The sequence below is a fragment of the Streptomyces sp. NPDC033221 genome (assembly GCF_055577005.1).
The window spans coordinates 20989-45451 of sequence record NZ_JBVIQN010000030.1; the positions used below are offsets into that span (position 1 = coordinate 20989).

Annotated in this window: 24 protein-coding genes and 2 pseudogenes; 9 read left to right on the forward strand and 17 right to left on the reverse strand. The window is 74.1% G+C overall.

Translation table 11 applies throughout. The annotated features are described in order from the left end of the window. Positions 1–131: 131 nt before the first annotated feature. Both ACZ53K_RS31115 and ACZ53K_RS31120 read right to left on the reverse strand, forming a co-directional pair. Entirely contained in the window at positions 132–1670 is a 1539-nt protein-coding gene (locus ACZ53K_RS31115) for a PH domain-containing protein (protein ID WP_468843082.1), read from the reverse strand. Further along, entirely contained in the window at positions 1667–2185 is a 519-nt protein-coding gene (locus ACZ53K_RS31120) for a PH domain-containing protein (protein ID WP_468843085.1), read from the reverse strand. Before ACZ53K_RS31120 ends, ACZ53K_RS31115 begins: the two co-directional genes overlap by 4 nt. 95 nt (positions 2186–2280) lie before the next feature. Between ACZ53K_RS31120 and ACZ53K_RS31125 the strand changes: the two genes are divergently transcribed. After that, positions 2281–2892, forward strand: coding sequence for a TetR/AcrR family transcriptional regulator (locus tag ACZ53K_RS31125; RefSeq protein WP_468843087.1), 612 nt, complete (start codon positions 2281–2283; stop codon positions 2890–2892). Positions 2893–2919: 27 nt separating this feature from the next. Here ACZ53K_RS31125 and ACZ53K_RS31130 read toward each other — a convergent pair whose 3' ends face one another. After that, complete coding sequence (locus tag ACZ53K_RS31130; protein ID WP_468843090.1) at positions 2920–3888, reverse strand: aldo/keto reductase; 969 nt, start codon at positions 3886–3888, stop codon at positions 2920–2922. A gap of 116 nt (positions 3889–4004) precedes the next feature. Continuing rightward, on the reverse strand, positions 4005–4418 hold the full coding sequence (ssgD, locus tag ACZ53K_RS31135; RefSeq protein ID WP_468843092.1) for a spore wall synthesis regulator SsgD: 414 nt from the start codon (positions 4416–4418) through the stop codon (positions 4005–4007). Between the two features lie 278 nt (positions 4419–4696). On the opposite strand from ssgD, the gene ACZ53K_RS31140 reads away from it, so the two are divergent. After that, positions 4697–6190 carry a sigma factor gene (locus ACZ53K_RS31140; RefSeq protein ID WP_468843094.1) on the forward strand — a complete coding sequence of 498 codons (1494 nt, stop codon included), beginning with the start codon at positions 4697–4699 and terminating at the stop codon, positions 6188–6190. Here ACZ53K_RS31140 and ACZ53K_RS31145 read toward each other — a convergent pair. After that, positions 6180–6494 carry a GNAT family N-acetyltransferase gene (locus ACZ53K_RS31145; RefSeq protein WP_468843096.1) on the reverse strand — a complete coding sequence of 105 codons (315 nt, stop codon included), beginning with the start codon at positions 6492–6494 and terminating at the stop codon, positions 6180–6182. The two genes, ACZ53K_RS31140 and ACZ53K_RS31145, sit on opposite strands and share 11 nt — an antisense overlap. A gap of 183 nt (positions 6495–6677) precedes the next feature. Between ACZ53K_RS31145 and ACZ53K_RS31150 the strand changes: the two genes are divergently transcribed. Further along, positions 6678–7820: a WD40/YVTN/BNR-like repeat-containing protein gene (locus tag ACZ53K_RS31150; RefSeq protein WP_468843099.1), complete on the forward strand. Its 1143-nt coding sequence runs from the start codon at positions 6678–6680 to the stop codon at positions 7818–7820. Between the two features lie 55 nt (positions 7821–7875). Here ACZ53K_RS31150 and ACZ53K_RS31155 read toward each other — a convergent pair whose 3' ends face one another. The 5 genes from ACZ53K_RS31155 to ACZ53K_RS31175 form a co-directional block, all read right to left on the reverse strand. Next, positions 7876–8610 carry a class I SAM-dependent methyltransferase gene (locus ACZ53K_RS31155; RefSeq protein WP_468843101.1) on the reverse strand — a complete coding sequence of 245 codons (735 nt, stop codon included), beginning with the start codon at positions 8608–8610 and terminating at the stop codon, positions 7876–7878. A 357-nt stretch (positions 8611–8967) separates the two neighbouring features. Continuing rightward, positions 8968–9474, reverse strand: coding sequence for a MarR family winged helix-turn-helix transcriptional regulator (locus ACZ53K_RS31160; protein ID WP_468843104.1), 507 nt, complete (start codon positions 9472–9474; stop codon positions 8968–8970). 183 nt (positions 9475–9657) lie between these two features. Then, the gene (locus ACZ53K_RS31165; protein WP_468843107.1) at positions 9658–11430 is read right to left on the reverse strand and encodes an FUSC family protein; all 1773 of its coding nucleotides are present in this window, start codon (positions 11428–11430) and stop codon (positions 9658–9660) included. A 51-nt stretch (positions 11431–11481) separates the two neighbouring features. Beyond that, a complete protein-coding gene (locus ACZ53K_RS31170) occupies positions 11482–12516 on the reverse strand; it encodes an acyl-CoA dehydrogenase family protein (RefSeq protein WP_468843109.1) in 1035 nt (344 codons plus the stop codon). Between the two features lie 29 nt (positions 12517–12545). Continuing rightward, positions 12546–13715, reverse strand: a complete 1170-nt coding sequence (locus ACZ53K_RS31175) for an acyl-CoA dehydrogenase family protein (protein ID WP_468843112.1) — start codon at positions 13713–13715, stop codon at positions 12546–12548. Between the two features lie 78 nt (positions 13716–13793). Between ACZ53K_RS31175 and ACZ53K_RS31180 the strand changes: the two genes are divergently transcribed. The 3 genes from ACZ53K_RS31180 (at position 13794) to ACZ53K_RS31190 (ending at position 16486) form a co-directional block, all read left to right on the forward strand. Next, entirely contained in the window at positions 13794–14603 is an 810-nt protein-coding gene (locus ACZ53K_RS31180) for an SDR family oxidoreductase (protein WP_468843115.1), read from the forward strand. A gap of 21 nt (positions 14604–14624) precedes the next feature. Further along, positions 14625–15251 (forward strand): TetR/AcrR family transcriptional regulator, encoded by a 627-nt coding sequence (locus ACZ53K_RS31185; RefSeq protein ID WP_468843118.1) that lies wholly within the window; start codon positions 14625–14627, stop codon positions 15249–15251. Positions 15252–15328: 77 nt separating this feature from the next. Next, a complete protein-coding gene (locus tag ACZ53K_RS31190) occupies positions 15329–16486 on the forward strand; it encodes an acetyl-CoA C-acetyltransferase (protein ID WP_468843120.1) in 1158 nt (385 codons plus the stop codon). A gap of 16 nt (positions 16487–16502) precedes the next feature. Here the strand turns inward: ACZ53K_RS31190 and ACZ53K_RS31195 are convergent, their stop codons facing one another. From ACZ53K_RS31195 to ACZ53K_RS31215, 5 genes are all read right to left on the reverse strand, one after another. Continuing rightward, entirely contained in the window at positions 16503–16814 is a 312-nt protein-coding gene (locus tag ACZ53K_RS31195) for a hypothetical protein (RefSeq protein ID WP_468843122.1), read from the reverse strand. Positions 16815–16975: 161 nt separating this feature from the next. Then, positions 16976–18031: an NAD(P)H-dependent flavin oxidoreductase gene (locus tag ACZ53K_RS31200; RefSeq protein ID WP_468843301.1), complete on the reverse strand. Its 1056-nt coding sequence runs from the start codon at positions 18029–18031 to the stop codon at positions 16976–16978. Then, entirely contained in the window at positions 18028–18831 is an 804-nt protein-coding gene (locus tag ACZ53K_RS31205; protein WP_468843125.1) for a CoA-transferase subunit beta, read from the reverse strand. The genes ACZ53K_RS31200 and ACZ53K_RS31205 overlap by 4 nt, the downstream gene beginning before the upstream one ends. Beyond that, entirely contained in the window at positions 18828–19703 is an 876-nt protein-coding gene (locus ACZ53K_RS31210) for a CoA transferase subunit A (RefSeq protein WP_468843128.1), read from the reverse strand. Before ACZ53K_RS31210 ends, ACZ53K_RS31205 begins: the two co-directional genes overlap by 4 nt. Beyond that, positions 19700–20518 carry an enoyl-CoA hydratase family protein gene (locus ACZ53K_RS31215; RefSeq protein WP_468843130.1) on the reverse strand — a complete coding sequence of 273 codons (819 nt, stop codon included), beginning with the start codon at positions 20516–20518 and terminating at the stop codon, positions 19700–19702. Before ACZ53K_RS31215 ends, ACZ53K_RS31210 begins: the two co-directional genes overlap by 4 nt. 98 nt (positions 20519–20616) lie before the next feature. On the opposite strand from ACZ53K_RS31215, the gene ACZ53K_RS31220 reads away from it, so the two are divergent. From ACZ53K_RS31220 to ACZ53K_RS31230, 3 genes are read left to right on the forward strand one after another with little or no spacing between them, the layout of a single operon-like run. Further along, positions 20617–21561, forward strand: a complete 945-nt coding sequence (locus tag ACZ53K_RS31220) for an SDR family oxidoreductase (RefSeq protein ID WP_468843133.1) — start codon at positions 20617–20619, stop codon at positions 21559–21561. Then, on the forward strand, positions 21554–22540 hold the full coding sequence (locus ACZ53K_RS31225; protein ID WP_468843135.1) for an SDR family oxidoreductase: 987 nt from the start codon (positions 21554–21556) through the stop codon (positions 22538–22540). Before ACZ53K_RS31220 ends, ACZ53K_RS31225 begins: the two co-directional genes overlap by 8 nt. Before the next feature lie 51 nt (positions 22541–22591). Continuing rightward, positions 22592–23371: an SDR family oxidoreductase gene (locus ACZ53K_RS31230; protein ID WP_468843138.1), complete on the forward strand. Its 780-nt coding sequence runs from the start codon at positions 22592–22594 to the stop codon at positions 23369–23371. Between the two features lie 250 nt (positions 23372–23621). Here ACZ53K_RS31230 and ACZ53K_RS31235 read toward each other — a convergent pair. Both ACZ53K_RS31235 and ACZ53K_RS31240 read right to left on the reverse strand, forming a co-directional pair. Then, positions 23622–23882 (reverse strand): annotated as a pseudogene (locus ACZ53K_RS31235) (N-acyl homoserine lactonase family protein); the annotation flags it as partial. 195 nt (positions 23883–24077) lie between these two features. Next, positions 24078–24425, reverse strand: a pseudogene (locus tag ACZ53K_RS31240) (MBL fold metallo-hydrolase); the annotation flags it as partial. Between the last annotated feature and the right edge of the window lie 38 nt (positions 24426–24463).

The window sequence follows — 24463 nt, forward strand, 5'->3', positions numbered from 1 at the left end:
GGTCGGGACATGGCTTACACCATGTAGGACGGTGTGCCCGCCCTCGCCGTGCACGTGACAGGGGTGTGATCTATGTCATGTCCAGGTCGTCATGGTTGGTGGACAACGCGTGGGTTGACAAGGGTTTCGGGTCATGCCCGGTGCCGGGCCGCCGGTGTCTTCGCCGGGCCGTACTCCAGGAACTCCTCCAGGATTCCGGGCGCCGCGGCCGCCGCCAGGGCCGGAGCGCCGTCCGCCGCGATGTCGCGTACGTGGTACCCGTCCTCGCCGGCGGCGACCGCGGCGGTGAGGGTGACCAGGCCGGCCCGCCGGGTGAACGGCGTACTGGAGAACGTCCAGGCCGCGACCGCCTCGCGTTGGAGCGCCACGGTGTCCCGGCTGAACGTGCCGGAGCGCGTGACCAGGTACCGCTCGTCGAGCCCGTGCCCCAGATTGCGGTACGCGTCCCGGGCCAGCCACAGCACCACCGGCACCGACACCAGCGCGAAGGCCCAGGCGCAGTGCAGCAGCACGGGAGTCAGCAGGACGCCCAGGGCCGCGAGAGCCAGGGTGCCCGGGAGCGTGACGAAGAGCAGTCCGCGTGTGCGGCGGCGGCGCAGGGCGGCCTTCGGGTGCCCGCGCAGTCCGGCATCGGGGAAGGCGGCGCGAAGCGTCCCCGACGCCGTGCGCGTCGCCTCGGTGCGCGGCGCGGGCGGCAGGATCACGCTGCGCTTGCGGTTCTCCTCCTTGCTGCCCAGGCCGCCCGCGACCGCGCGCACGGTGGCGCCGCCGCCCGCCCGCAGCAGCAGCGGCTCCCGCAGCACCACACCGCGCAGCCGGGCCCGCTCGATGGTCACCGAACGGGTGGTGAGCAGGCCGCGGTGCACCCGCAGCGTGTGCGCGTCGGTCCATTCGAGCCGGAACTTCCACCAGCCCTCGACGTAGAGCGCGAGCGCGCCGATCGTGCCCAGGATGACGATGGCCAGCAGCGCGAGCGGGATCGTCACCCATAGCGCGCCGGCGCCGAACTCGTCGAACGCGTTGCGGACGATGCCCAGCTTCCACGGCTCGATACCGGCGCCGTCCAGGATGCGGTACGCGCCGCCGGCCGCGGCGAAGACACCGCCGATCACCCAGAACGTGAGCGGCGCGTAGCGCAGCCAGCGCCAGTTGATGCGGGAGACGACCGGGTCCTCGTCCGCCGCCCGGACGTCGGCGCGGGCGAGCAGCGCGCTCCGCAGCCGCTCCGCGTCGGCCGTCGTCAGCGCCTCCAGCGAAAGCTCGCCGCCGCCGTCCGACGAGCCCGCGGTGCCGGCCCGCAGGACGGTGACACCGAGCAGCCGGTGCAGCGGAGAGGCCGTCAGGTCGACCGTACGGATGCGGTGCAGCGGTACGGACCGCAGCCGCCTGGTCAGCACCCCGCTGCGCACCTCGAAGGAATCGTGCGTGATGCGGTAGTCCGTACGGGCCCAGCGGACCGACCCGATCACGGTGAGGACCGCGAAGCTGACCGCGATGGACGCCAGCGTGATCCATGCGCCGGTCCCGATGCGGCCGCCGGTGGCCAGCGCGGTCAGGGCGAGCGAGCCGAGGGGGGCGGCCATCCAGCCGCAGTGCACGAGGAGGGTGCGCCGGTCCAGCCGGTGCCACCGGGGCGGGGCGCCGGTGACGGAGGGGGTGGCGGTGGTCATGCGGCATCACCCGGTACGGCCTGCGCGGCCTCGCCGATCCGCCGCGACAGCTCCTCGGCGTCCGCGTCGGACAGCCCGGCTATCTTCACGTCGCCGGCGGTGGAGGCGGTGGTGACGGTGACCGTGGCGAGCCCGAACCGCTGCTGTACGGGGCCGCGTACGGTGTCGACGGTCTGCACCCGTGACAGCGGCGCGATCCGCCGCTTCTGCCAGAACCAGCCGCCCGCCGCGTACACCGCGCGGTCGCCCAGCTCCCAGGCGTGCACCGCGTACCGCCACCGCGGCATGACCAGCAGGTAGCCGAGTGCCGGCAGGACCAGCGCGACCAGCAGGAGCGGGCCGAGCCAGGGCAGGGCGCCGGGGAAGAACAGCACCGAGCAGACCGCCAGGGCGAGTGCGGTGAGCAGCATCGGCCCGCTGACCGCGAGCAGCGCCTGGACGGTCCACCAGCGGCGGGCGCGCGGATCGACCCGGTTGCGGGGTGGTCGCAGCAGGGGAGTGGCGGGTGCGGGCATGAGGGTCCCCGTTCTTTGGCAAGTCGCTTGTATTGAGTAGCGGTACGTTATAACGGTACGAGCGACTTGTAAAAAGAAGGCGAGGCCACGGTTACGTGCCGAAGAAGGTGGACCACGAGGCGCGGCGCCGGGAGATCTCCCAGGCGCTGTGGCGGATCGCGAGCACCCGGGGCCTGGAAGGCGCGAGCCTGCGGGACATCGCCGCCGAGGCGGGCATCTCCCTGGGCCGGCTCCAGCACTACTTCCGCACCAAGGACGAGCTGCTCGTCTTCGCGCTGCGCCACATCGAGACCCTCGCCCAGCAGCGCATCCGCGCCCGTATCGAGGCATTGGAAGGAGAACCCACACCCCGCGACATCCTGCGCGCCTGCCTGACGGGAATGCTGCCCCTGGACGAACAGAGCCGCATCGGCTTCCTGGTGGGCGTGGCCCACTTCCACCGGGCCGTCCATGACGCCGCCCTGCGCACCGACATCCGCGACGGCATCCCCAAACTGCGGGGCCTCTTCGCCGACCAGCTGCGGCAGGCGATGGAACGCGGCGAGGTACACCCGGACCGGAACGCCGACGACGAGGCGATGCTGCTGATCAGCCTCGTCGACGGGCTCTCGACCTACATCCTGCTGGAGGTCCACACCCCGGAGAAGGCCGTCCAGCTCCTCGACATGCGGCTGGCGCAGCTGTTCGACGGGGCGGGGGCGGGCTGACGCCGGGGTGCGGACGAAGGGGTGTCCTCAGTAGCGGGTGCCCTCGGCCGCCGGCAGCGCGTCCAGTTCGGCCAGGGCGGCGGGCGGCAGGGTGACGTCCGCCGCGTCCGTGTTGTCCACCAGGTACTTCGGGGTCTTGGTGCCGGGGATCGGGATGACGTACTGCCCCTGGGCGACCACCCACGCGAGGGCGACCTGCGCGGCGGAGACGCCCAGCTGCCCGGCGATGGCGCGGACCTTGCCCACCAGCTCCAGGTTGGCCTTCAGCGCGTCCTGCTGGAAGCGCGGCAGCCGGCGGCGGAAGTCGTCCTGCGGCAACTCGTCGAAGGAGGCGATACTGCCGGTCAGGAAGCCGCGGCCGAGCGGCGAGAACGGCAGGAAGGCGATGCCCTGCTCCTCGCAGTACGGCACGACCTCATCGAGCGCCTCGCGGGTCCACAGCGACAGTTCGGACTGTACGGAGGCGACCGGGTGCACCGCCTGCGCGCGCCGGATCTCCTCGACGGTCGGCTCCGACAGGCCGATCTGCCGGGCCTTGCCCGCCTGCACGGCCTCGGCCAGCGCGCCCCAGCTCTCCTCGACCGGCACCTCGGGGTCCACCCGGTGCAGCTGGTAGAGGTCCACGTAATCGGTGCCCAGGCGGCGCAGGCTCTCGTCTATGGAGCGGCGGATGTGCTCGGGACGGCCGTTGCGCACCAGCGCTGTGTGGTCACCGGGCTTGTCCGCGGCGGACTCCAGCCCGACCTTGGTGGCCAGGACCGCCCGCTCCCGGTGGCCGCCCGCCAGCGCCCGGCCCACCAGCTCCTCGTTGGTGTACGGGCCGTAGACGTCGGCCGTGTCGATCAGCGTCACACCGAGGTCGATCGCCTGCCGGAGCACGGCGATCGAGGTGGCCTCGTCCCGGCCTGCCGGGTCGTAGGCGTGGGTCATGCCCATGCAGCCGAGACCGATGACGCCGACCTCGGGGCCGTTGCTGCCGAGCGTGGTGGTACGCATGATGATGCTCCTCGAAGAGAGTGCCGGACCGATTCGCTGGTCACTCTCGCTGCTGGAGCGCACTCGAAGTCAAACCCTCTGGGCGCGGCCGAGGCAGAACCACCGCACCCGGGAGCTCACGCCTCGCGCAGCAGGGCCGCGAGGTCGCCCTCGACGTCCAGGTAACGGCCCTCGCTGCCCAGGGCCACCACGCCGTACGCCCGCATCAGGAACCTGCGCAGGTCACGAGCCTGGAACTGCACCATCGCCAGACCGTCGGCGGTGTGGAACTCCAGCATCGTGTGGTCCGGGCCGCACGGCCAGATGTGCACGTCACCCTTGCCGGACGGCTCCCGCAGGCCCTCCGCCAGCAGGTCGCGGGCGAACGTCCAGACGACCTCCTCCCCGTCCAGCGACGCGACCGGCGGGAAGACGACCTGCACCGCGAGCGGGTCGCCGCTGTCGTAGCGCAGCCGGGCGGGGACCTTCCGCGACCGGGGTACGGTCGCGATCAGTCGGGCGTGGACGGCTTGGTCGATGACGTGGCTCATCGCCGGCTCCCTGGGTGCTCGTGTGGACGGGTCTCTGCCTCTACGACCCGTAAGACGCGCCGTGTATTACGCCAGTGCACCGAACGGCTGCGTGAGGTGCGTCACGAACTTTTGATTGCGGGGATATGTGCTCCCTACGCTTGCGAAATCCATGCAAGACCGTCAGAACCGGATTGGGCCTGTCCGCAAGTGAGAGCCTGTGACCGGACCCCGGCTGCCCGGCCGGGACGGGGCACGGCTCCGGATGCCGGCGGTGACACGTCAGGGGTTGTCCGTTCATGACCGAAGCATCCGCAGGGTCCCCGGCGTCGGCGGCGGACGATTACGCCCGGCTCTTCGAACGCGAGCACCCGCGCCTGGTCGCCTACGCGCGGTCGCTGACGACCAGCGCCTGGCTCGCGGAAGACCTCGTCGCCGAGGCGCACTTCCGGGTCTGGCGCCGCATCCGGTCCGGTCACCACATCGACAACGTCCCGGCCTACCTCCGCACCACCATCCGCCACTTCGCCTCGGCCGTCGGCGCGACCGCCGCCCGCGAGATACCGCGGGACCCCGAGGACGGCCAGGCGTGGCCCGGCACCGGCCCGGCGGCCGAGCACGCCGACCCGGCACAGCGCGTCTCCCATGTCGATCTGCTCGCCCGGGTTCTGGAGCGGCTCCCGCAGCGCTGGGTGACGGCGCTGTGGCTGGCGGAGGCCGAGGACCAGCCGCTGGAAGCGGTGGGCAGGGTGATCGGGGCGGGCAAGGGCGCGACGGCCGTGCTGCTGCACCGGGCCAGGGAGGGGATGCGGCAGGCGTTCCTCGGCTCGGTGCCCGGCACGCCGGACGACCCGGCGTGCGAAGTGCACTGGCAGCGGATGCCCGCGTTCGTACGGGGCGAGGCCACCGCGAAACAGGCCGACGGAGTGACCGGCCACCTCGCGGACTGCCCCGACTGCCGGGCCCGAATGGTGCTGCTGACCCGCGCCAACGACCGGCTCCCCGCGCTCACCGGACCCGCGCTGCTGGTGCTCCTGGCGGGCGGTTCGGCGAAGTTCCTGCTGCCGCTCGCGGGGGCCGGGGCCGCCGCGGCCGGTGGCGGTCACGCGGCCGGAGGCGGTGCGGCCACGTCCGTACAGAAAGCGCTCATTTCCACACAGAAAGCTCTACGGCAGCTGCTGCGCGGTCAGATAGGGCAGGCCGGACCGGTGGCCGCCACCGTCGCGGGCGTCGGTGTCGCGGTGGTCGCGGGCGTGGCGGTCGCCGCGGGTGTCGCGCTGACCGGTGCGGACACGGCGCCCAGGGCTGAGCGGACGGCGGCGGCACCGGGGGAGTCCGGCAGCGGCGCGGGCCGGGCGGTGCCCGACGCCACGGCGGAGCGTTCGGCGACCTCCGTGCCCACCGGTGCTCCGGCCGCTCCGTCGGCACCACCGGCCCCCGGCGGCGCGGCGAGTACGCCGTCGCCTTCGCGGGCGCCCGCGCCGTCCGCGACCGGACGGCCGGGCCCCACCCCGGAACCGACCGGACCAGCGACGGATCCCGGTTCCGGCCCGACGGCGTCCGCACCCACCGGCGGGCCCACCCGGCCCACCGCCACCCCCACACCCGCACCGACCGGCAGCCCGACGACACGGCCCACCCCCACCCCCACCCCCACCCCGACGATCACGCCCACGCCCACGCCCACTCCCACACCCTTGCCCACCATGTCCCCACCCCCGACCCCGCGCTGCCACTGGCTCTGGTGGCGCTGGGCCCGCGACTGGATCTGCCGGACCGGCGTCAGTCCGTGACCGTGCTGCGGTTCTCGTAGGCGAGATCCCGGTATTCGGGGTGCCGCTCCATCCAGCCCGCCACGAACGGGCACACGGCCAGCACGCGCAGCCCGTCCGCCCGCGCCGCGTCCAGCGCGTGCCGCGTCAGCGCCGAACCGACACCGTTGCCCTCGTACACCGGATCGACCTCGGTGTGCACGAGGGCGATGAGCCCCTCGGCACGCAGATAGGCCGCCACGCCCGCCACTTCACCGCCGAGCCGGGCCTCGTAGCGGTTCGCGTCGCGGTCGTCGGTCACCGTCACCGGGGCCGGCGCGTTCATGAGCAGATCTCCTGCCGGACCATCGCCGTCTCCTCCTGCGTCGCCCCCGGCTGCTTCCAGCCCCCGTTCAGCACAGTAGGAGCGGCACCGGGCCGGCGCGAGGCGAGACGCCGTACGGAGGGCGGTACGGGAACGTCTGGACGGGGCGTCCCGGCTGGGCTAGCTTCCAGCGTCATGAGGGTCATGGGGAAGCCGGGACAGCCAGGACAGCCGGGACGCGCGAGACGCGGACGCGGGGCGTGGGCGGTGGCCTGTGCCGCGGCGCTCAGTGTCGCGGGCGCGGCCCCCGCGTCGGCGCAGCCGTCCGCTGCCGCACGGTCCGCCGCCGCGCAGCCGTCCGCCGCCGGGCTGCTGGACGGCGGCTGGGACCTGAAGGACAGCGACACCGACGCGCGTTTCCGCGGTCTGGCCGCCGTCAGCCGCAGCACCGCCTGGGTCGCCGGCACCGGCGGGACCGTGCTGCGCACCCGTGACGGCGGCGACCACTGGCGCGATGTCTCGCCGCCGGGCGCCGGGGCCCTGGAGTTCCGCGACATCGAGGCGTTCGACGCACGGCACGCCGTGGTCCTGGCGGCAGGCGAGGGCGAGGCGTCCCGTGTCTTTCGTACGGACGACGGCGGCGCCACCTGGAGCGAGAGCTTCCGCAACACCGATCCGCGCGCCTTCTACGACTGCATGACGTTCTTCGACAGCAGCCACGGCATCGCGCTCGCCGACCCCGTCGACGGGACGTACCGCATCCTGTCTACCGTCGACGGCGGCCGTAACTGGCGGGTGCTGCCCACCCGCGGGATGCCGCCGGCCCAGCCCGGCGAGGCGTCCTTCGCGGCCAGTGGCCAGTGCCTGGTCAGCTCCGGCGCGTACGACGCGTGGTTCGCCACCGGCGGCGCGGCGAAGAGCCGCGTCCTGTACTCCCCGGACCGCGGCCGGAGCTGGACCGTGGCCGAGACGCCGGTTCCGGCGGGCGACCCGGCGCGCGGCGTCTTCGGGCTGGCCTTCCGGGACCGTACGCACGGACTCGTGGTCGGCGGTGACCACCGGACCGGCAAGCCTTCGCCGAAGGCCGCCGCGGTGAGCGCGGACGGCGGCGCTTCCTGGCAGGCGTCCGCCCGGCCGCCGAAGCGCTACCGGTCCGGTGTGGCGTGGTTCCCCCGCACCACGCGGGTCGCCCTGGCCGTCGGCCCGACGGGCAGCGATGTGACGCTCGACGGCGGCCGCACCTGGCACACCTTCGACGACGGCTCGTACGACACCGTGGACTGTGCCGCGGACTTCGGCTGCTGGGCGGCGGGGGAGGACGGGCGCGTCGCCCGCCTGGAGCCGTGACGGGCCGGCCCCTCGGGCCGGTCCTGGGGCCGGTCCGAGGGTGCCGCCACCGGTCTCATCGGACGCGCGCCGACACCGCCAAGACGTGCGGCGCCGCCAGGTAGCGCGCGAACAGGGACGCGCTGCCGTCGGCGGCGGTGCGCGGCGGCTGCCAGGCGATGCCGGTGAATCCGGCCTCCGTCAGGGCCCGTTCGTGCGCCTCGCGGGACCAGTAGTAGGCCGTCACCTGGAACGTTTCCTCGCCGGCCCGGCCGTGCAGGCCGACGGGGTCGCCGTCCCGCAGATGGGGGTCGGCGACGGTGAGGTCGAAGCCGTAGGGCCGGTAGTAGTGGGGAACGGTGGCGAGGTCGGGGTTGAGCGTGGCGACCACGAAACGGCCGCCCGGGGCGAGCGTGTCGCGGGCGGCGGCGCACAGCCGGGTGAGCGCCGCGGGCGTGGCGGCGTACGACAGGGCGTAGACGGCCACGGCCACGTCGAAGGCGCCTTTGAGCGCTCCGGTGGCCGCCTCGTCGAGGACGCGGTAGGACACGCCGAGGGGTTCCACCTCCTCCCGGTGCCGGGCATGCGCGATCAGCCCGGGGGACCGGTCGACGCCGAGCACGACGGCCGCCCCGTTGCGGGCGAAGAAGCGGACGTAGTGGCCCGACCCGCAGCCGAGGTCCAGGACGCGCCGCCCCTCGACGCCGTCCGCCGCGGCGAGCACGGAGGGCATCTCGATGTGCCGTCTGAAGGGCAGCTCGTCGATGCTGCGCTCGTGCAGCGCGGCCATACCGTCGAATTGCGAAGTCATGACGCTGCCTCAGGGATGCGGGTCGCCGGGCGACGGGGCGGGCGGGGCGGACGGGCGGAGCGGGGTACGCGCCCGGGGGGCCGCGGCCGTCGGGGGCGGGGAGGCGTTCCCGGGCCCGGCGGTTTCCGGTGGGGCGAAGCGTGCGGCCAGGCAATCCGGCGTTCCTCCCTCCGCCCGCGCGTCACCGGCGCCGCCGCTGTGTCCGCCGGCCGGGCACCTGGGAAGCAGCCGTCTACGGAACGCATCATTCCGCAGCCCGCGCGCGTTGCCGGGGAGGCGCCGGGCGGCGCGCCGCCCGGCCCCTTGCCTCCTGCCGGGCCCCTCGCCCCTGCCTGTCCCCCGTCCCTCCGCGGCCCGTCAGTCCAGCAGGCTCCCGAGCCGCCCCTCCAGCACCACCAGCAACTCGCTCAGGCCCTTGGACAGTTCGTCCCGCCGCTTGCCGTCGATGCCCTCCAGCAGACCGGCCTCGTAGCGCAGTTGCTCGGGCAGCAGCCGGTCGATGACCGCCCGGCCCTCGTCGGTGAGCGAGAGGTGCGAGACCCGCCGGTCCCGCTCGTCGGGGCGCCGCGCCACCAGTCCCCGCGTCTCCAACTGCCGTACCCGCTTGGTGACCGCGGCCCCGGACGCGAACGTCTCACGCGCGATGCGGCCGGGCGTCAGCTCACGGTCCATCCGCCGCAGCGTGCCGAGGATGTCGAACTCCGGGCGGGTCAGACCCTCCCGCCGCAGCGGCGCGTCGGCGGCCTGCTGCAGCAGCGCGGAACAGCGGTTCAGCCGCCCGATCACCGCCATCGGACCGGTGTCCAGCCCCGGATGGACCTGCTGCCACTGCCGCAGCACCCCCGCGACGATGTCCTCGGTCACGCGCACCCCTTCTTCCCGGGCTCTCCCGGCCCCCGTCGGCATCCTGATCCGCGCACGGCGTGCCACGGGCCGCCGTAGGGCCCCCGCGCCGCGCTGCGCCCGGCCAATTCTGCCTGCTGCCGCTTCCGGGAGCAGGGCGGGGCGGTACGGGTACGGGCCGGGCGGCGGCGGGCCGGCCCGCGGTTACGCGGCCAGCGCCGGTGCGGACAGCCGGCGCACGAGCCGGGCCAGGGTGCGGTGTCCCTGCCGCTCGGCCAGGGCGACACGTTCCTCGGGGACGGCGCGCTGCCACCACTCGCCCGCCGACACCTCCACCGCCTCCCGGAGTTCCACCAGGCTCCCGGCGAGCCGGTCGCGCGCCCAGCCCGTCTCGCGCGCGTCGTCGCCGTCCAGCAGCCGCAGGGCCGCGGCCTCTGCCGCGGCCACCCGGTCCAGGGCCCCTTCGATGCGGTCGGCGGCGCGGCGGTTGGTGACCAGGACGCAGCAGGCCAGGCCCACGGCCGCGCCCACGACCGTGTCGGTCCAGCGGTCGGTGACCAGTGTGCGCGCGGGCAGATGGCTGCCGAACTCGGTCAGCAGCAGGGCCATCGGGGTGACCCAGACCGACCCGAGCCAGTAGTTGCGGGTGATGCTCGCCTCCGCGCAGAACTGGAAGGTGAGCGCCAGCAGGATCATCGCGAGATGGCCGGTGTGGATGACCGGCAGCAGGGCGGTGAAGAGCAGCAGCCCGAGGAGGTTGCCGATGGTGCGCTGCAGGGCCCGTTGCCACGAGAGGGTGGTGTTGGCCTGGTAGATGGAGGCCGCGGTGACCACGGCCCAGTACGGGTGGCCGACGCCGGCCGCCATTGAGCCCCAGCCCGCCAGCGCGCAGCCCGTGGCCACCCGCGCGCCGATGGGCAGCAGCGGTGAGCCGGGTGCGAGGCGGTGGAGCACGGCCCGGATGCCGTACGGACGGCCGGGCGCGGGGTGGCGCGGCTCCGGGCCCGCGGTGCCGGCACGGTCCGTGCCCGCCTTGCGGTCCGCGTGTTCCGCGGTGATCCCGGCCAGCTCTCCGGCCTGTGCGCCGGTGAGTGCGATGTCCGGCAGCGCCCGGCCCCGGCGCAGGTCACGGGCCCATGCCGTGCAGCGCTCGGCCTCTTCAGGGTCGGCTTCCCGGACCGCGAGGGCCGACTCGGCCCGGACGAGCAGCCGCTCCAGCCCCGAGCGTGCCGCCGCCGCGGCGGGCGTCCGGGCCGGGACCTGGAACAGGGTGTGCCAGGCGGCGTTCACCGCGGCAGCGGTGGCGTGCCGGGCGCCGGCGGCCTCGTCCACCGGGTCGCTGCGCAGCAGTGCCGCGGCCGCCTCCAGCGCCCGGGCCGTCGCGATCCGCTCCGGTCCGCGTGGCCGGACGAGCGCGGGTGCCATGCACACCAGCCAGGCGAGCGCACCGGCGCCCAGGGCCAGCGAGAGATGGAAGGGCACCTGCCCGATCCGCTGCGGTACGAAGAAGGCCGACGCCGAGATGAAGGTGAAGATCAGGTTGCCCGGCGGCCCGACCCGCGTCGCGTCGCAGACCGTCTTGTGCACGGCCGCGACCAGCGAGGCGAGGAGGACGAGGAGCGGGACCGAAGCGGTCAGGGAGGCCGCGGTCAGGGCGGTGCCGAGGCTCGCGACCATGCCGAGGACGACCCATGCCAGGGTGCGGGCGCGGGCGGCGTACGGCAGGCCGTGCGCGTACAGGGCGCACATCGCTCCGGCCGAGGTGTAGAGGACCAGGTCCAGGCGGCCCAGCGCGAGCAGCAGGAATTCGGGGATGCCGAGGGCGACGACGGCGCTCAGCGCGGGCTTGTGCCAGATGTCGACGGGACGGCGCAGCAGGACCGTGCTCCGGACGGGCAGGGGGCGGGCGCGCACCGCGCTGGTGCTTCCGGTCGCGGCCGTCGCTCTCTTTCCCGTGGGTCTGGCGTGTTTCCCCATACCCAAAAGCTTAACAGGTGTTTTACTTGTAAAAGATTTGCGCCCGTGCGATCACCTGTCCGGCGCGGGGGAGGGGAGCACCCGGGCCCGGCACTCCGCCGGCGTGCCCCAGGCGCCGCGCAGTGCTCGCGCCTTACGGATCCACAAGGAAAGGTCCAGCTCATCGGTGTACCCCAGGGCGCCGTGCAACTGGAGCGCGGCCCGCGCCGCCGCGTAGGCGGCCTCGCTCGCGGCCACCTTAGCCATCGCGATGCCGACGCCCGCCTCCCCGTCGCCCGCCTCCCCGCCACTCGTCTCCGTCGGCCCCGCGAGTTCCACCGCGGCGCCGTACACCAGCGGCTCGGCGAACTCCAGCTCCAGCAGCACATCCGCCAGCCGGTGCTTCACCGCCTGGAACGAGCCGACGGCGACACCGAACTGGGTGCGCTGTTTCACATACGCCACCGTGTCGTCGAGCAGCCTGCGCCCGACGCCGAGCGCCTGCGCTGCGGTCAGCAGCCGCGCGACGTCCGCGGCGTACGCGGCGGCGGCCCGCACGGCCGGGCCGCTCGCCAGGACGGTTCCGCCGCCTTCTTCACACCGGACCAGCCGCCGGGCCGGATCGACCGAGGGCTGGACCGGCCCGTACCCGCCGGCCTGCCGCAGTGTGTCACCGTCGGCGACGAAGGTGACATCGGTGGCCGTCGCGTCGAGCGCGTACGGCCCGCACGCCAGGTCCGCGTACGACACCACCGCGTCCCCGGCCGCGATCGAGGCCAGCCGGCGCTCGGCCAGGTCCGCGTCGCCGAGCCGGTCCAGCAGTACGGCCGCGGCGGCGGTCTCCACCACGGGGCCCGGCACGGCGTGCCGCCCCGCCTCCGCCAGGCCCACGACCAGCTCCACCGGCAGGAACCCGGCACCGCCGTACTTCTCCGGCACGGCCAGCCCGAACACCCCGGCTTCGGCGAGCCGCCGCCACATCGCGCGCCCGGGGCCGTGGTCCCCGGCACCCCACGCCCGTACGGCGGCCGGGGTGTCCGCCGCTGCCAGCATCCGGCCGAGCGTCCGCCCGAACTCCGCCTGCTCCGTGTCCAGCAGGAATCGCATCCCTCAACTCCCTCACCGGGCCGGACGCCTCAGCGCCGGCCCTTCGGCAGGCCCAGCAGCCGCTCGGCGATGATGTCGCGCTGGATCTCGTTGGTGCCCGCGTAGACCGGGCCGGCCAGCGCGAAGACCCAGCCGTCGGCCCAGCTGCCGTGTGCCGGTGCCTCACCGGCGCGGTCGGCGAGTTCGCCGCGCGGACCGAGGAGGTCGAGTGCGGTCTCGTGCAGGGCGAGGTCGAGTTCGGACCAGAAGACCTTGTTCAGGCTGGCCTCGGCGCCCGGGGTGCCGCCCGCCGCGAGCCGTGCGGCGCCGGCGTAGGCGGACAGCCGGTAGGCGCGGGCGCCGATGAGCGCGTCGGCGACCCGGTCGCGCAGCGCGGTGTCCGCCGGGTCGGCGGTGTCCCGCCACAGGGCGGCGAGCCGGTCGGCGGCGGCCGTGAAGCGCCCGGGGCTGCGCAGTGTCAGTCCGCGCTCGTTGCCCGCCGTGCTCATGGCGACCCGCCAGCCCTGCCCCGGCTCGCCGATCACGTCCTCGTCCGGTACGAAGACGTCGTCGAGGACGAGTTCGGCGAAGGCCGGCTTGCCGTCGAGGCGGCCGATCGGCCGTACCGTCACCCCCGGCGCGGTCAGGTCGAACATCAGGTACGTGAGACCGCGGTGCGGACGGTCCGCGCCGGGATGGCTGCGGAACAGCCCGAAGGCACGGTCCGCGAAGGCCGCCCTGGAGGACCAGGTCTTGTGCCCGCGCAGCAGCCAGCCGCCCTCGGTTCGTACGGCGGACGACCGCAGCGCGGCGAGGTCGGAACCGGCGCCGGGCTCGGACCACGCCTGCGCCCAGATGACCGCGCCGCTCGCCATCGCGGGCAGGACGCGCGCCAGCTGCTCGCCCGTACCGTGCTCGAAGAGGGTGGGGGCGAGCAGGCTGATGCCGTTCTGGGAGACCCGGCCGGGGGCCTGTGCCGCGTGGTACTCCTCCTCGAAGAGCAGCCGGCGGACCGGCGACGCGCCCCGCCCGCCGTACGCCTCCGGCCAGGACACCACCGACCAGCGTCCTGCGTGGAGTTCGCGCTCCCACTCCCGGTGGGCGGCGAAACCGTCCGCCGTCTCCAGGGAGGGCAGCGGTACGGCGGGCACATGGGCGGCCAGCCAGTCCCGCGCTTCCCGCCGGAACTCCGCGTCGTCCGCGGTGAGTCGGAGATCCATCGAGCGGCCTCCCTGCGGTGGCGGCGGGCTCCTGCGGGACCGTTCCCTAACAAGTGTTTGGTAGGTTAGCGTACGGCCATGACGCCCGAGAAGCCTCCGGCGACGCACCCGGCGCCCCCGTACGTCCCCGGACACGGTCTGCTCGCCGGCCGCACGGCCGTCGTCACCGCCGCCGCGGGCACCGGCATCGGCGGCGCCACCGCGCGCAGACTCCTGGAGGAGGGCGCGGACGTGTTCCTCTCCGACGCGCACGCCCGGCGCCTGAAGGAGTCCGAGACGGCGCTCGCCGCCGAGTTCGGCGCCCGCCGGGTCGCCGCACAGCCCTGCGACGTCACCGACGAAGCGCAGGTCACCGCCCTCTTCGAACGCGCCGAACAGCGGCATGGGCGACTGGACGTGGTCGTCAACAACGCCGGACTCGGCGGCAGCGCCGACCTGGTGGAGATGACCGACGCGCAGTGGTCCGCCGTCCTGGACGTCACCCTGAACGGGACCTTCCGCTGCACCCGCGCCGCGCTGCGCCGGATGCGCGCGAGCGGCCGGGGCGGCGTCATCGTCAACAACGCGTCGGTCGTGGGCTGGCGGGCCCAGCGCGGCCAGGCACACTACGCCGCCGCCAAGGCCGGGGTCATGGCACTGACCCGCTGCGCCGCGGTCGAGGCAGCCGCGTACGGGGTCCGGGTCAACGCCGTCTCGCCCAGCCTGGCCGTCCACCCGCACCTGGCGAAGGTCACCGGCGAGGAGCTGCTGACCGAGCTGACCGCCCGGGAGGCGTTCGGACGCTCCGCCGAGCCGTGGGAGGTCGCCAACGTCATCGTCTTCCTGGCCAGCGACTACGCCTCGTACATGACCGGCGAGACGGTCCCGGTCAGCAGCCAGCGCGCGTGAGCGGGGAGGGACAATGATCCGGTGTCCACCGCAAAGAAGACCGCGAAACCGGCCGCCGTGACCCCGCCCTCGCCCGCCCGCCGCCGTGAACTCCTCGCCACCGCTGCCGAAGTGTTCGCCGCCCACGGCTACGACGCGACGACCGTACGCCGGATCGCGGACGAGGCCGGGCTGCTCGCGGGCAGCCTCTACTACCACTTCGACTCCAAGGAATCGATGCTGGACGAGATCCTGAGCACCTTCCTGGACGAGCTGTGGGCCGGTTACGACGCGGTGCTCGCCGCCGGACTCGGCCCCCGGGAAACCATCGAAGCCCTGGTCACCGAGTCCTTCCGGGAGATCGACCGGCACCGCGCCGCCGTCGCGATCTACCAGAAGGAGTCCGGGCAGCTCGCCGGACGGCCGCGCTTCGGCTACCTCGCCGACTCCCGGCAGAAGTTCGAGAAGGCGTGGCTCGGCACCCTGGAACGCGGTGTCGCCGACGGCGTCTTCCGCCCCGACCTCGACGTCCGGCTCACCTACCGGTTCGTCCGCGACACCGTCTGGGTCGCCGCGAGCTGGTACCGGCCGGGCGGCCACCACGGCCCGGAGGAGATCGCCCGCCAGTACCTGTCGATGGTGCTGGACGGCATCGCCGTACGGAACTGACCCCGCCACCGCACCACCACGCGACCCCAGCTCCGCACCACGCACGCTCCGCACGCCCCGACGACCGAGGAGCCGGCATGGCAGAGGCCTACATCATCGACGCGCTGCGCACCCCCGTCGGCCGGCGCGGCGGCGGACTCGCCGCCGCACACCCGGCCGACCTCGGCGCGCACGTCCTGACCGCGCTGATGGAGCGTACGGGCGTGGACCCGGCCGCCGTGGACGACGTCGTCTTCGGCTGCCTGGACGCCGTCGGCCCGCAGGCCGGCGACATCGCCCGGACCAGCTGGCTGGCGGCCGGACTCCCCGAGGAGGTGCCGGGCGTCACCGTCGACCGGCAGTGCGGCTCCTCCCAGCAGGCCGTCCACTTCGCCGCGCAAGGCGTGCTCTCCGGCACCCAGGACCTCGTCGTCGCGGGCGGCACCCAGAACATGTCGATGATCCCCATCGCCTTCGCGAGCCGCCGCGCCGCCGAACCGCTCGGACTGGCCGAGGGGCCGTTCGCGGGCAGCGCGGGCTGGCGCGCACGCTACGGCGACCGGCCGGTGGACCAGTTCCACGGCGCCGAACTGATCGCCGACAAGTGGGACATCTCCCGTACGGACATGGAGGAGTACGCGCTGCGCTCACACCGGCGGGCCGTACGCGCTGCCGACGAAGGGCGCTTCGCCCGCGAACTGGTCCCGTACGGAGACGTGACGGCCGACGAGGGACCGCGGCGCGACACCTCGGCGGCGAAGATGGCGGCCCTCGCGCCGGTGGTACCCGGCGGCCGGCTCACGGCTGCCGTCTCCTCACAGGTGTCCGACGGCGCTGCGGCCCTGCTACTGGCCGGTGAGCAGGCCGTACGAGACCACGGCCTGACGCCGCGCGCCCGCGTCCACCACCTGTCCGTACGCGGCGAGGACCCGATCCGGATGCTGTCCGCGCCGATCCCGGCCACCGCCCACGCACTGAAGAAGACCGGGCTGGACATCGACGCCATCGACCTCGTCGAGATCAACGAGGCGTTCGCGCCGGTGGTCCTGGCCTGGCTGAAAGAGACCGGCGCCGACCCCGCCCGGGTCAACGTCAACGGCGGCGCCATCGCCCTGGGCCACCCGCTCGGCGCGACCGGCTGCAAGCTCATGACCACACTGCTGCACGAGCTGGAGCGCACCGGCGGGCGCTACGGGCTCCAGACGATGTGCGAGGGTGGCGGCCAGGCCAATGTGACGGTGATCGAACGGCTGTGACGCGGGCCGGCGGGCGTCAGCAGGCCCGGTTCCGCACATACAGGGCACGCGGGCCCCGGTCCGTCCCGTACCGGACGTCCTTCGTCACGGCCTTGGCGAGGCGGCCGTTCACGGCGGGCCGGGCCGGGACGACGATGGTGTAACAGGCCGTGCGCTGCGAGCAGAGGTTCTTCAGGCGGACGAACCGCTGGTGGTCCTTGGTGAAGTACTTCATCACCTTGGCGCACTGCGGCACCCGCGGAGCCGCCGCGGCCTGCGAGGCCGTGGCCAGACCCAGCGTCGTGCTGAGCGCCGTCACCGCGACGGCCGTGGCGAGAAACTTACGCATCTGATCTCCCCCGATGGAAACCTCCGCCCGCGGCAGGACCACGGGCGGCCTTCAGTGGTCATTCTCCACCGTAGTCCGACGAAATCCAGACCAGTGTTCGGGTCGGCCTCAGGGGCTGTCGGGGCCCCGGCCCGAGCCATCCGGTCCGGTCGCCCCCCCGCTCAGCCCGAGCCGCCCGGCCCCAGCCGGTCCAGTGTCGCCGTCGCCTCGGCCATGATCCGGCCGACCAGCTCCGCACACGACGGCAGGTCGTCGATGACCCCCGCCACCTGCCCGGACGCCATCACCCCGGCATCCGTACGGCCCTCCACCAGCGCGGCCCGCAGCATCATCGGCGTGTTCGCGGCCAGCAGCACCTGGCTCCACGTCAGCCCGGCGCCGCGCCGCATGGCCAGCCCGTCGCGCACCATCCGGGCCCGGCCCGTCCCCGCCTGCTTCCGGAACGCCGCCGCGTGCCGCGCGGCCCGCAGCAGCGCCGCCGGGCGCCCGGACCGTTCCAGGGCGGCCACCAGTTCCGTCCGCAGCATCCGGTGCGGCAGCCCGTCCACCGCGCGGGTCACGGTGACATCCTGGACCGAGGCCGCCAGATAGCGTGCCTTGACCGCGGCCGGGACGGTGCTGTCGGACGTGAGCAGAAAACGCGTCCCCATGGCCACACCGGCCGCCCCGAAGGCAAGGGCGGCCACCAGGCCGCGCCCGTCGTGGAAGCCGCCCGCCGCCACGACCGGGATGTCCACCGCGTCCACGACCTGCGGCAGCAGGACGGTGGTCGCCACGTCACCGGTGTGTCCGCCGCCCTCCGAGCCCTGGACGACCACCGCGTCCGCGCCCCACGCGGCGACCTTCTCCGCGTGCCGCCGCGCCCCCACCGTCGGGATGACGACGACCCCGGCGTCCTTCAGACGGGCGATCAGCTCCCGGGAAGGCGCCAGGGCGAACGAGGCGACCCGTACGCCCTCCTCGACGATGATGCGCACCCGCTCGGCGGCGTCCCCGGCGTCCGCCCGCAGATTGACACCGAAGGGCCGGTCCGTACGGGAGGCGACCTCGCGGACCGCGGCACGCAGTTCCCCGGGGGACATGGTGGCGGAGGCCAGGATGCCGAGCGCCCCTGCCTCGGCGGTGGCGGAGACCAGGCGGGGCCCGGCGACCCACCCCATGCCGGTCTGGACGACGGGGTGGCGGACGCCGGTCAGCTCGGTGAGCGCGGTGGTCAGGGTCCGCACGGCGGCACCTCGCGGTCGCGCAGCCCGCCCGGGTCGACGACCTCACGGATCAGCCGCAGCTCGGCGGCGGCCGGCGCGCGCGTGCACGGCACACCGACGTCCGCTACGGACAGCTCGAACCCGGTGGCCGCGCGGACCTCGTCCAGCCGTACGCCGGGATGCAGCGACCGGATCCGCATGGTGTGGCCGGGCGTGTCGAAGTCGAACACGCCGAGGTTGCTGACGACCTCCGGGACGCGGTGGTAACGGGTCGCGGACGGCCCGGCCGCCGCGGCCCGGTCGTACCCGACGCCGCAGACCATGTCGACCCGCTCGACGAAGGTCCGCGGCGAGTGTTTCGGCACCCAGTAGCTGGTCGGGTTGTTGAGGGTGTTGACCGGAGCGCCCCGCACCCCGAGCAACTGCCGGGACGGGCGCGCCCAGTCCCCGATGCAGGAGATGTTCTGGTTGCCGTACCGGTCGATCTGGCTCGCGCCCATCATGACGTGCCGGCGGCCGGTGGCGACCAGTGCCAGATGGCGGCGGTAGGGCAGCCAGCCCTCCGGCACCGCCGGCCCGGAAGTCGCCTCCGGCGTCGGCCCCGGCTCCGGCGCGTCGCCGACGAGCAGGGCCTCGCCGTCCGTCAGCAGGAGATCGGGGGAGAAGGTCAGCCGCGCCAGCCGCGCCCCGAGGGCGGGGACGGTGCCCATGGGAGAGGCGAGCACCTCGCCCGCGCCGCGCCAGACCTCGGCGCATGCCAGGACGCAGTACTCGGCGCGGGTGACGGTCGTGGTTCCGGCCCCGGGAGTCACCGGTGCTCCCTCGCGGTCTCGTCGGTGAAGGCCGCCACCGCGGCCCGGTAGTCGTTCTCGTCCCCCGACAGGAAGCGCTTGACGAACGCGGCCCACGCGTCCGGATCCGCCGCGGCACGCACATACGCCCGCTGGAACGCCTCGTCCCGGCCGTAGTCCGGCACACAGGACGTGAAGTGCGCACCGTACGGCGCCTCGACGACCCCGCTGACGAACATCCGGCTGACCAGCAGCGTCTGCGGGCCGCCCGCCCGGGACAGGTCCGCGGGGTCCACGATCCGCTCGCACGAGAGGTACGCCGCGTCCGCCGCCTCGCAGAAGAGATCGTCGAAGTACGGATCGGGCCCCAGGTACTGCCCGTTGCCCCGCGCGTCCGCCCGGTTGAGGTGCACCAGCGCCGCGTCCAGCCGCAGTGCCGGGGCGGCGGCCAGCACCTCACCGTCCGCGTACGGCGAGGTGACCGTACGGATCTGCGGATTGACCCGCAGCACATCGGACCCGAGCCCGGCCCGCACCGGCATGAAGGGCAGCCGCTGCCCCGCCGCGGTCAGCCCCCACAGGAACATCGCCTCGTCCAGCTCGGTCAGCTCCAGCGCGCCGCGCTCCCGGGCGGCGCGGAAGTGCGGTTCCAGGGGGACCGAGTCCAGCGTGACGAAGGGGACCACCAGCCGGCGGATCATCCCGGCGGCCGCCAGCAGGCCCACGTCCGGGCCGCCGCAGGAGACGACGGTGAGATCCGTCAGCCCGGACCGCAGCAGGGCCCGTACGAGCGCCATCGGCTTGCGGCGCGAGCCCCAGCCGCCGATGCCGATCGTCATACCGCTCTCCAGCCGGGCCGCCACGTCGTCGGCGGTCATGGTCTTGTCGCTCAACTCGGCCCACCTCCGGGCGTGTCGGCGCCGGGCCGGCGCTCCGGGCTGCCGGGGGCGTCGGGTGTCCGCCGGGTGAAGGCCTCCCGATGCCGGTCGGCGACACCGCTGAGGTTGGCCTCGAAGGTGAAGCCCTGCTCGAAGCGGTAGCTGCGGTGTACGTCGACCGGGTCGATGCCGTTGATGGCGGCCTTGGCCAGCCGCAGCAGATACCCGTCCTTCGCGGCGATCTCCCCGGCCAGCGCGAGCGCCACGGCGAGCACCTTCGCGCGCGGCACCACGTCCCACACCGAGCCGTGCCGGTGGAGTTCGGCGGCGGTCACGGTGCGCGAGGTGTAGTAGAGGGTGCGCATCAGGTGCGGCGGGACGAGCCGGGCCAGGTGGGTGGCCGCGCCGAGCGCGCCGCGATCCAGTTCGGGCAGGCCGAACGTGGCGTCGTCGCTCGCCACGATCGCGTCCGCGTTGCCCACCAGCCCGATGCCGCCGCCCAGGCAGTGGCCCTGCACGGCGGCGACGACCGGTACCTCGCAGTCGTACACGGCCGCGAACGCCGCGTAACAGCCGCGGTTGGCGCCGAGCAGCGCCGCGTGCCCCGGCGTTCGCTGCATCTCCTTGATGTCCACGCCCGCGTTGAACCCGCGGCCGGTGGCGGCGAGCACCACACAGCGGACTCCGGGGTCGCGGCCGGCCGCGCGTACCGCGTCGGCCAGGTCGAACCACCCCTGTACGGGCAGGGCGTTGACCGGGGGCCGGTCGACGGTGACGAGCGCGATGCCGTCCTCGGGACGGGTCGCGGTGACGGTGGTGGAGACACCCATGGGCGGATCAGCTACCTTTCCACCAAACGTTTGTTAGGTGCAGGCTGCTGGAGAAGGTAGCAGCGCGGCGCCCGCAACGGGAGGGCGGAGGTGGCCATTTGGCGCTCGACATCGACCTGTCCGGACGCGTCGCGGTCGTCACGGGCGGCACCCGGGGCGTCGGCGCCGGCATCAGCCGGGCCCTGCTGGCGGCGGGCGCCGAGGTCGTCGCCTGCGCCCGGCGCCCACCGGAACGGCCGGTCGCGGTGGCGGACGGGCGCGCCGCCGCCTTCGAGCCGGTGGACGTCACCGACCCGGAGGCGGTCGCGGCGTGCTTCGACCGGGTACGGGCCCGCTACGGACGCCTCGACACCCTCGTCAACAACGCGGGTGGCACACCGTACCGGCCCCTCGACGCCACCTCGCCGCGACAGGCCGCCCGCATCATCGAACTGAACCTCACCGCGCCGCTGACCGTCTCCCTCGCCGCACGGGCCGTCATGGCGGAGCAGCGGACCGGCGGTTCGATCATCATGATCGGCAGTGTCAGCGGCACCCGCCCCTCACCCGGCACCGCCGCCTACGGAGCCGCGAAGGCGGGCCTGGAAAACCTCGCCCGCACCATGGCCGTCGAATGGGCCCCGCACATCCGCGTCAACACCCTCGTCATCGGCATGGTGCACACCGAACTCTCCCACCTGCACTACGGCGACGCGGCGGGTCTCGCGGCCGTCGGCCACACCGTCCCGCTCGGCCGGCTCGCGACACCGGACGAGGTCGGCGAGCTGTGCGCCTTCCTCGCCTGCGACCGGTGCGGATACGTGACGGGCGCCGCCCTCGCCGTACACGGCGGGGGCGAACGGCCGGCGTTCCTGGAGGCGGCTGGGCGGCCGTCCGGTGCGGCGCAGCGAGGCCCGACGGGTTCGCGGTCTGCCGTTGCCGATGCGACGACTGGGGCAACTGGGGCAACTAGGGCAGCTGGGTCAGCTGCTGACCTGGTCACCGAGCTGACGACCGAGCAGACGACCGGCCCGACTCCCGGTCCGGAGGGTAATGATGACTGATGACCACCTGTCCGACGGCACTCCCGTCGGCATCCCCGTGGACGCCTCCACCGGCACGTCCGACGGCCTCTGTGCCGGGCGCGTGGTCGCCGTCACCGGCGCGGGCCGCGGACTGGGCCGGGCCCACGCGCTGGCCTTCGCCGCCGAGGGAGCCCGCGTCGTCGTCAACGACCTCGGCGTACGGCCGGACGGTACGGAGGGCGAGGGCGCGGGCGGTCCCGCCGAGGAGGTCGTCGCGGAGATCCGCGCGGCGGGCGGCGAAGCCGTCGCCCACAGCGGGGACATCGCCACGGAACCCGGCGCGGCCTCGCTGGTCGCCACCGCGCTGGGCACGTACGGACGCCTCGACACCCTGGTCAACAACGCGGGCTTCGTACGCGACCGGATGCTGGTGAACCTGACGGAGGACGAGTGGGACGCCGTCGTACGCGTCCACCTCAAGGGCCACTTCCTGCCGCTCAAGCACGCCGCGGCCCACTGGCGCGCCGAGGCGAAAGCGGGCCGCACGCCGCAGGCCCGCGTCGTCAACACCAGTTCCGGGGCGGGCCTGCTGGGCAGCGTCGGCCAGGGCAACTACTCCGCCGCCAAGGCAGGCGTCCTCGGCCTCACCCTCGTGGCCGCCGCCGAACTGGGCCGGTACGGCGTCCAGGTCAACGCCGTCGCGCCGGCCGCCCGCACCCGGATGACCGAGCGGACCTTCGCCGAGACCATGGCGGCACCGGCGGACGGCGCCTTCGACACCATGGCCCCCGAGAACGTCTCGCCCCTCGTCGTCTGGCTCGGCTCGGCCGCCTCACAAGGCGTCACCGGCCGGGTCTTCGAGGCCGAAGGAGGCCGCATCACGGTCATGGACGGATGGCGCCCGGGCCCCACCGCCGACAAACAGGCCCGTTGGCAGCCGGCCGAAGCAGGAGAGACGGCGCGCAGACTGCTCGCCGAGGCGACCGCGCCGGAACCGGTGTACGGGACACAGGGGTAGGTTGGCGAGCCGTACCGCCCGCTGACCAGCACACCCGCCGAGGAGCACCCCATGCCGTCCCGTACCTGTCTCGTCACCGGAGCAGCCTCCGGCATAGGCGAGGCCACCGCTGCCCGCCTCCGCGCACAGGGACACACCGTGATCGGCGCGGACCTCGCGGACGCCGACATCCGCGCGGACCTCGCCACCGCCGAAGGCCGCACTGAACTGGTGGCACGGGCCCGGGAACTGACCGGCGGGCGGCTCGACGCGGTGATCGCCTGCGCCGGCGTCGCCGGCTTCGACCCGCTGACCGTCAAGGTGAACCACTTCGGGGCGGTGGCCACCCTGGAGGGCCTGCGTCCGCTGCTCGCCGCGGGCGCCGACCCGCGCGCGGTCGTGGTCTCCTCGGTGGCATCCGTGCACCCCGGCGACACCGCCATCGTGGACGCCGCGCTGGCCGGTGACGAGCCCGCGGCGGTCGCCGCGGCACAGGCGGCCGTCGACCGCGGCGAAGGATACCTCCTCTACGGCTCCTCCAAGGCCGCCATCGCGCGCTGGGTCCGCCGTACCGCCACCACCGGCGACTGGGCGGGCGCCGGCATCCCGCTCAACGCCGTGGCGCCGGGCACCGTCGTCACCCCCATGACCGCGCCCATGCTCGCCGACCCGGGCATGCGCCAAGTCGTGGACAGCAGCGTGCCGATGCCGCTGCACGGACACGCCCGCCCGGAACAGGCCGCCGCGCTGCTCACCTGGCTGACGTCGGCCGAGAACACGCACGTCACCGGGCAGGTCGTCTTCCTCGACGGGGGCGCGGACGCCGTGCTGCGGGGAGACAGCACCTGGTGATGGCCGGTCAGTGCCTGGTGGTGGCGGGACCGTGCCTGGGGGAGGGGCCGTGGGGCGCCGGGCCGGTCGGATCGGCGAGCCCGGGCGGCTGGGGCGGGGCGGAAGGTTCGGGTGGTACGGGTGGCGCGGGTGGTGCGGACAGCTCGGCCGACTCGGGTGACCGGGACGGCTCCCACACCGAACAGTCATGGGCGAACAGCACCCGCCGCGGATCGAACGCGTTGAGCCGCTCCAGCCACGGCGGATGACCGGGAAGCGGGGCGCCGACCCCGCCGAGGGCGGCCTGCCGGGTGAGCTGGTCCGACGCGAACTCCGACGCGAACTCCGAGGCGAAATCACGGGCCTGCCCGGCAAGGATCACCGTGCCGTCCCGCTGCTCCACCACCAGGGACTGGTGCCCCGCGGTGTGCCCCGGCGTGGGGACGATACGCACGCCGGGCCACACCTCCGCCTCGCCGCGCAGCTCCTCGTACACGACGCCGGGGAAGTCGACCAGCGCGTCGACCGTGTAAGAGCCTGTGTCATAACCCCGGCCGGGCGCCCGTCGCCTGGCACGCACTCCCCCAGCTACCGCTGGGAGGTGCCCCCACGCGGCGTTGCCGAAATGCCCTAGTAGCTCCGCTACGAGACCACTCCGGCGCCTTGCGATCGCACGCACCAGACGACGCGCGCTGATCCGACCAGGGTTATGACACAGGCTCTAATCGCCGGCGCGGGCCAGCGCCAGCTCCGTCGCCTGCACCAGGACCGGCCGGCCGCCCAGCATCGGGTTGCCGCCGCAGTGGTCGAAGTGCAGATGGCAGTTGACCACCAGGGAGACGTCCGCGAGCCGGTGCCCCGCCGCGGCCAGCGCGGCTTCCAGGGACCGGCGCCGCGGACGGTAGTGCGCCTCGGTATCCGGGTCGGCGGCGCCGATCCCCGTGTCGAACAGCAGCAGCCCGGCGTCGTGCCGCACCAGGTAGGCCAGCACGGGCTCCACCCGCGGCTCCGGCCCGCCGGTCTCCGACGCGGGGCGGACGAGGTAGCCGAGATCGAGCCTGCGTACGCCCCGCACCGGGAAGTCGTGTCCCGCGGAGCTGCGCGCCGTACGCC

What these genes read in the sequence shown, in the direction of transcription:
- ACZ53K_RS31115 (WP_468843082.1), bottom strand. Translation starts at nt 1,670, where the DNA reads ATGACCACCGCCACCCCCTCCGTCACCGGCGCCCCGCCCCGGTGGCAC.
- ACZ53K_RS31120 (WP_468843085.1), bottom strand. Translation starts at nt 2,185, where the DNA reads ATGCCCGCACCCGCCACTCCCCTGCTGCGACCACCCCGCAACCGGGTC.
- ACZ53K_RS31130 (WP_468843090.1), bottom strand. Translation starts at nt 3,888, where the DNA reads ATGCGTACCACCACGCTCGGCAGCAACGGCCCCGAGGTCGGCGTCATC.
- ssgD (WP_468843092.1), bottom strand. Translation starts at nt 4,418, where the DNA reads ATGAGCCACGTCATCGACCAAGCCGTCCACGCCCGACTGATCGCGACC.
- ACZ53K_RS31140 (WP_468843094.1), top strand. Translation starts at nt 4,697, where the DNA reads ATGACCGAAGCATCCGCAGGGTCCCCGGCGTCGGCGGCGGACGATTAC.
- ACZ53K_RS31145 (WP_468843096.1), bottom strand. Translation starts at nt 6,494, where the DNA reads ATGAACGCGCCGGCCCCGGTGACGGTGACCGACGACCGCGACGCGAAC.
- ACZ53K_RS31150 (WP_468843099.1), top strand. Translation starts at nt 6,678, where the DNA reads ATGGGGAAGCCGGGACAGCCAGGACAGCCGGGACGCGCGAGACGCGGA.
- ACZ53K_RS31155 (WP_468843101.1), bottom strand. Translation starts at nt 8,610, where the DNA reads ATGACTTCGCAATTCGACGGTATGGCCGCGCTGCACGAGCGCAGCATC.
- ACZ53K_RS31165 (WP_468843107.1), bottom strand. Translation starts at nt 11,430, where the DNA reads ATGGGGAAACACGCCAGACCCACGGGAAAGAGAGCGACGGCCGCGACC.
- ACZ53K_RS31170 (WP_468843109.1), bottom strand. Translation starts at nt 12,516, where the DNA reads ATGCGATTCCTGCTGGACACGGAGCAGGCGGAGTTCGGGCGGACGCTC.
- ACZ53K_RS31175 (WP_468843112.1), bottom strand. Translation starts at nt 13,715, where the DNA reads ATGGATCTCCGACTCACCGCGGACGACGCGGAGTTCCGGCGGGAAGCG.
- ACZ53K_RS31180 (WP_468843115.1), top strand. Translation starts at nt 13,794, where the DNA reads ATGACGCCCGAGAAGCCTCCGGCGACGCACCCGGCGCCCCCGTACGTC.
- ACZ53K_RS31190 (WP_468843120.1), top strand. Translation starts at nt 15,329, where the DNA reads ATGGCAGAGGCCTACATCATCGACGCGCTGCGCACCCCCGTCGGCCGG.
- ACZ53K_RS31195 (WP_468843122.1), bottom strand. Translation starts at nt 16,814, where the DNA reads ATGCGTAAGTTTCTCGCCACGGCCGTCGCGGTGACGGCGCTCAGCACG.
- ACZ53K_RS31215 (WP_468843130.1), bottom strand. Translation starts at nt 20,518, where the DNA reads ATGGGTGTCTCCACCACCGTCACCGCGACCCGTCCCGAGGACGGCATC.
- ACZ53K_RS31225 (WP_468843135.1), top strand. Translation starts at nt 21,554, where the DNA reads ATGACTGATGACCACCTGTCCGACGGCACTCCCGTCGGCATCCCCGTG.
- ACZ53K_RS31230 (WP_468843138.1), top strand. Translation starts at nt 22,592, where the DNA reads ATGCCGTCCCGTACCTGTCTCGTCACCGGAGCAGCCTCCGGCATAGGC.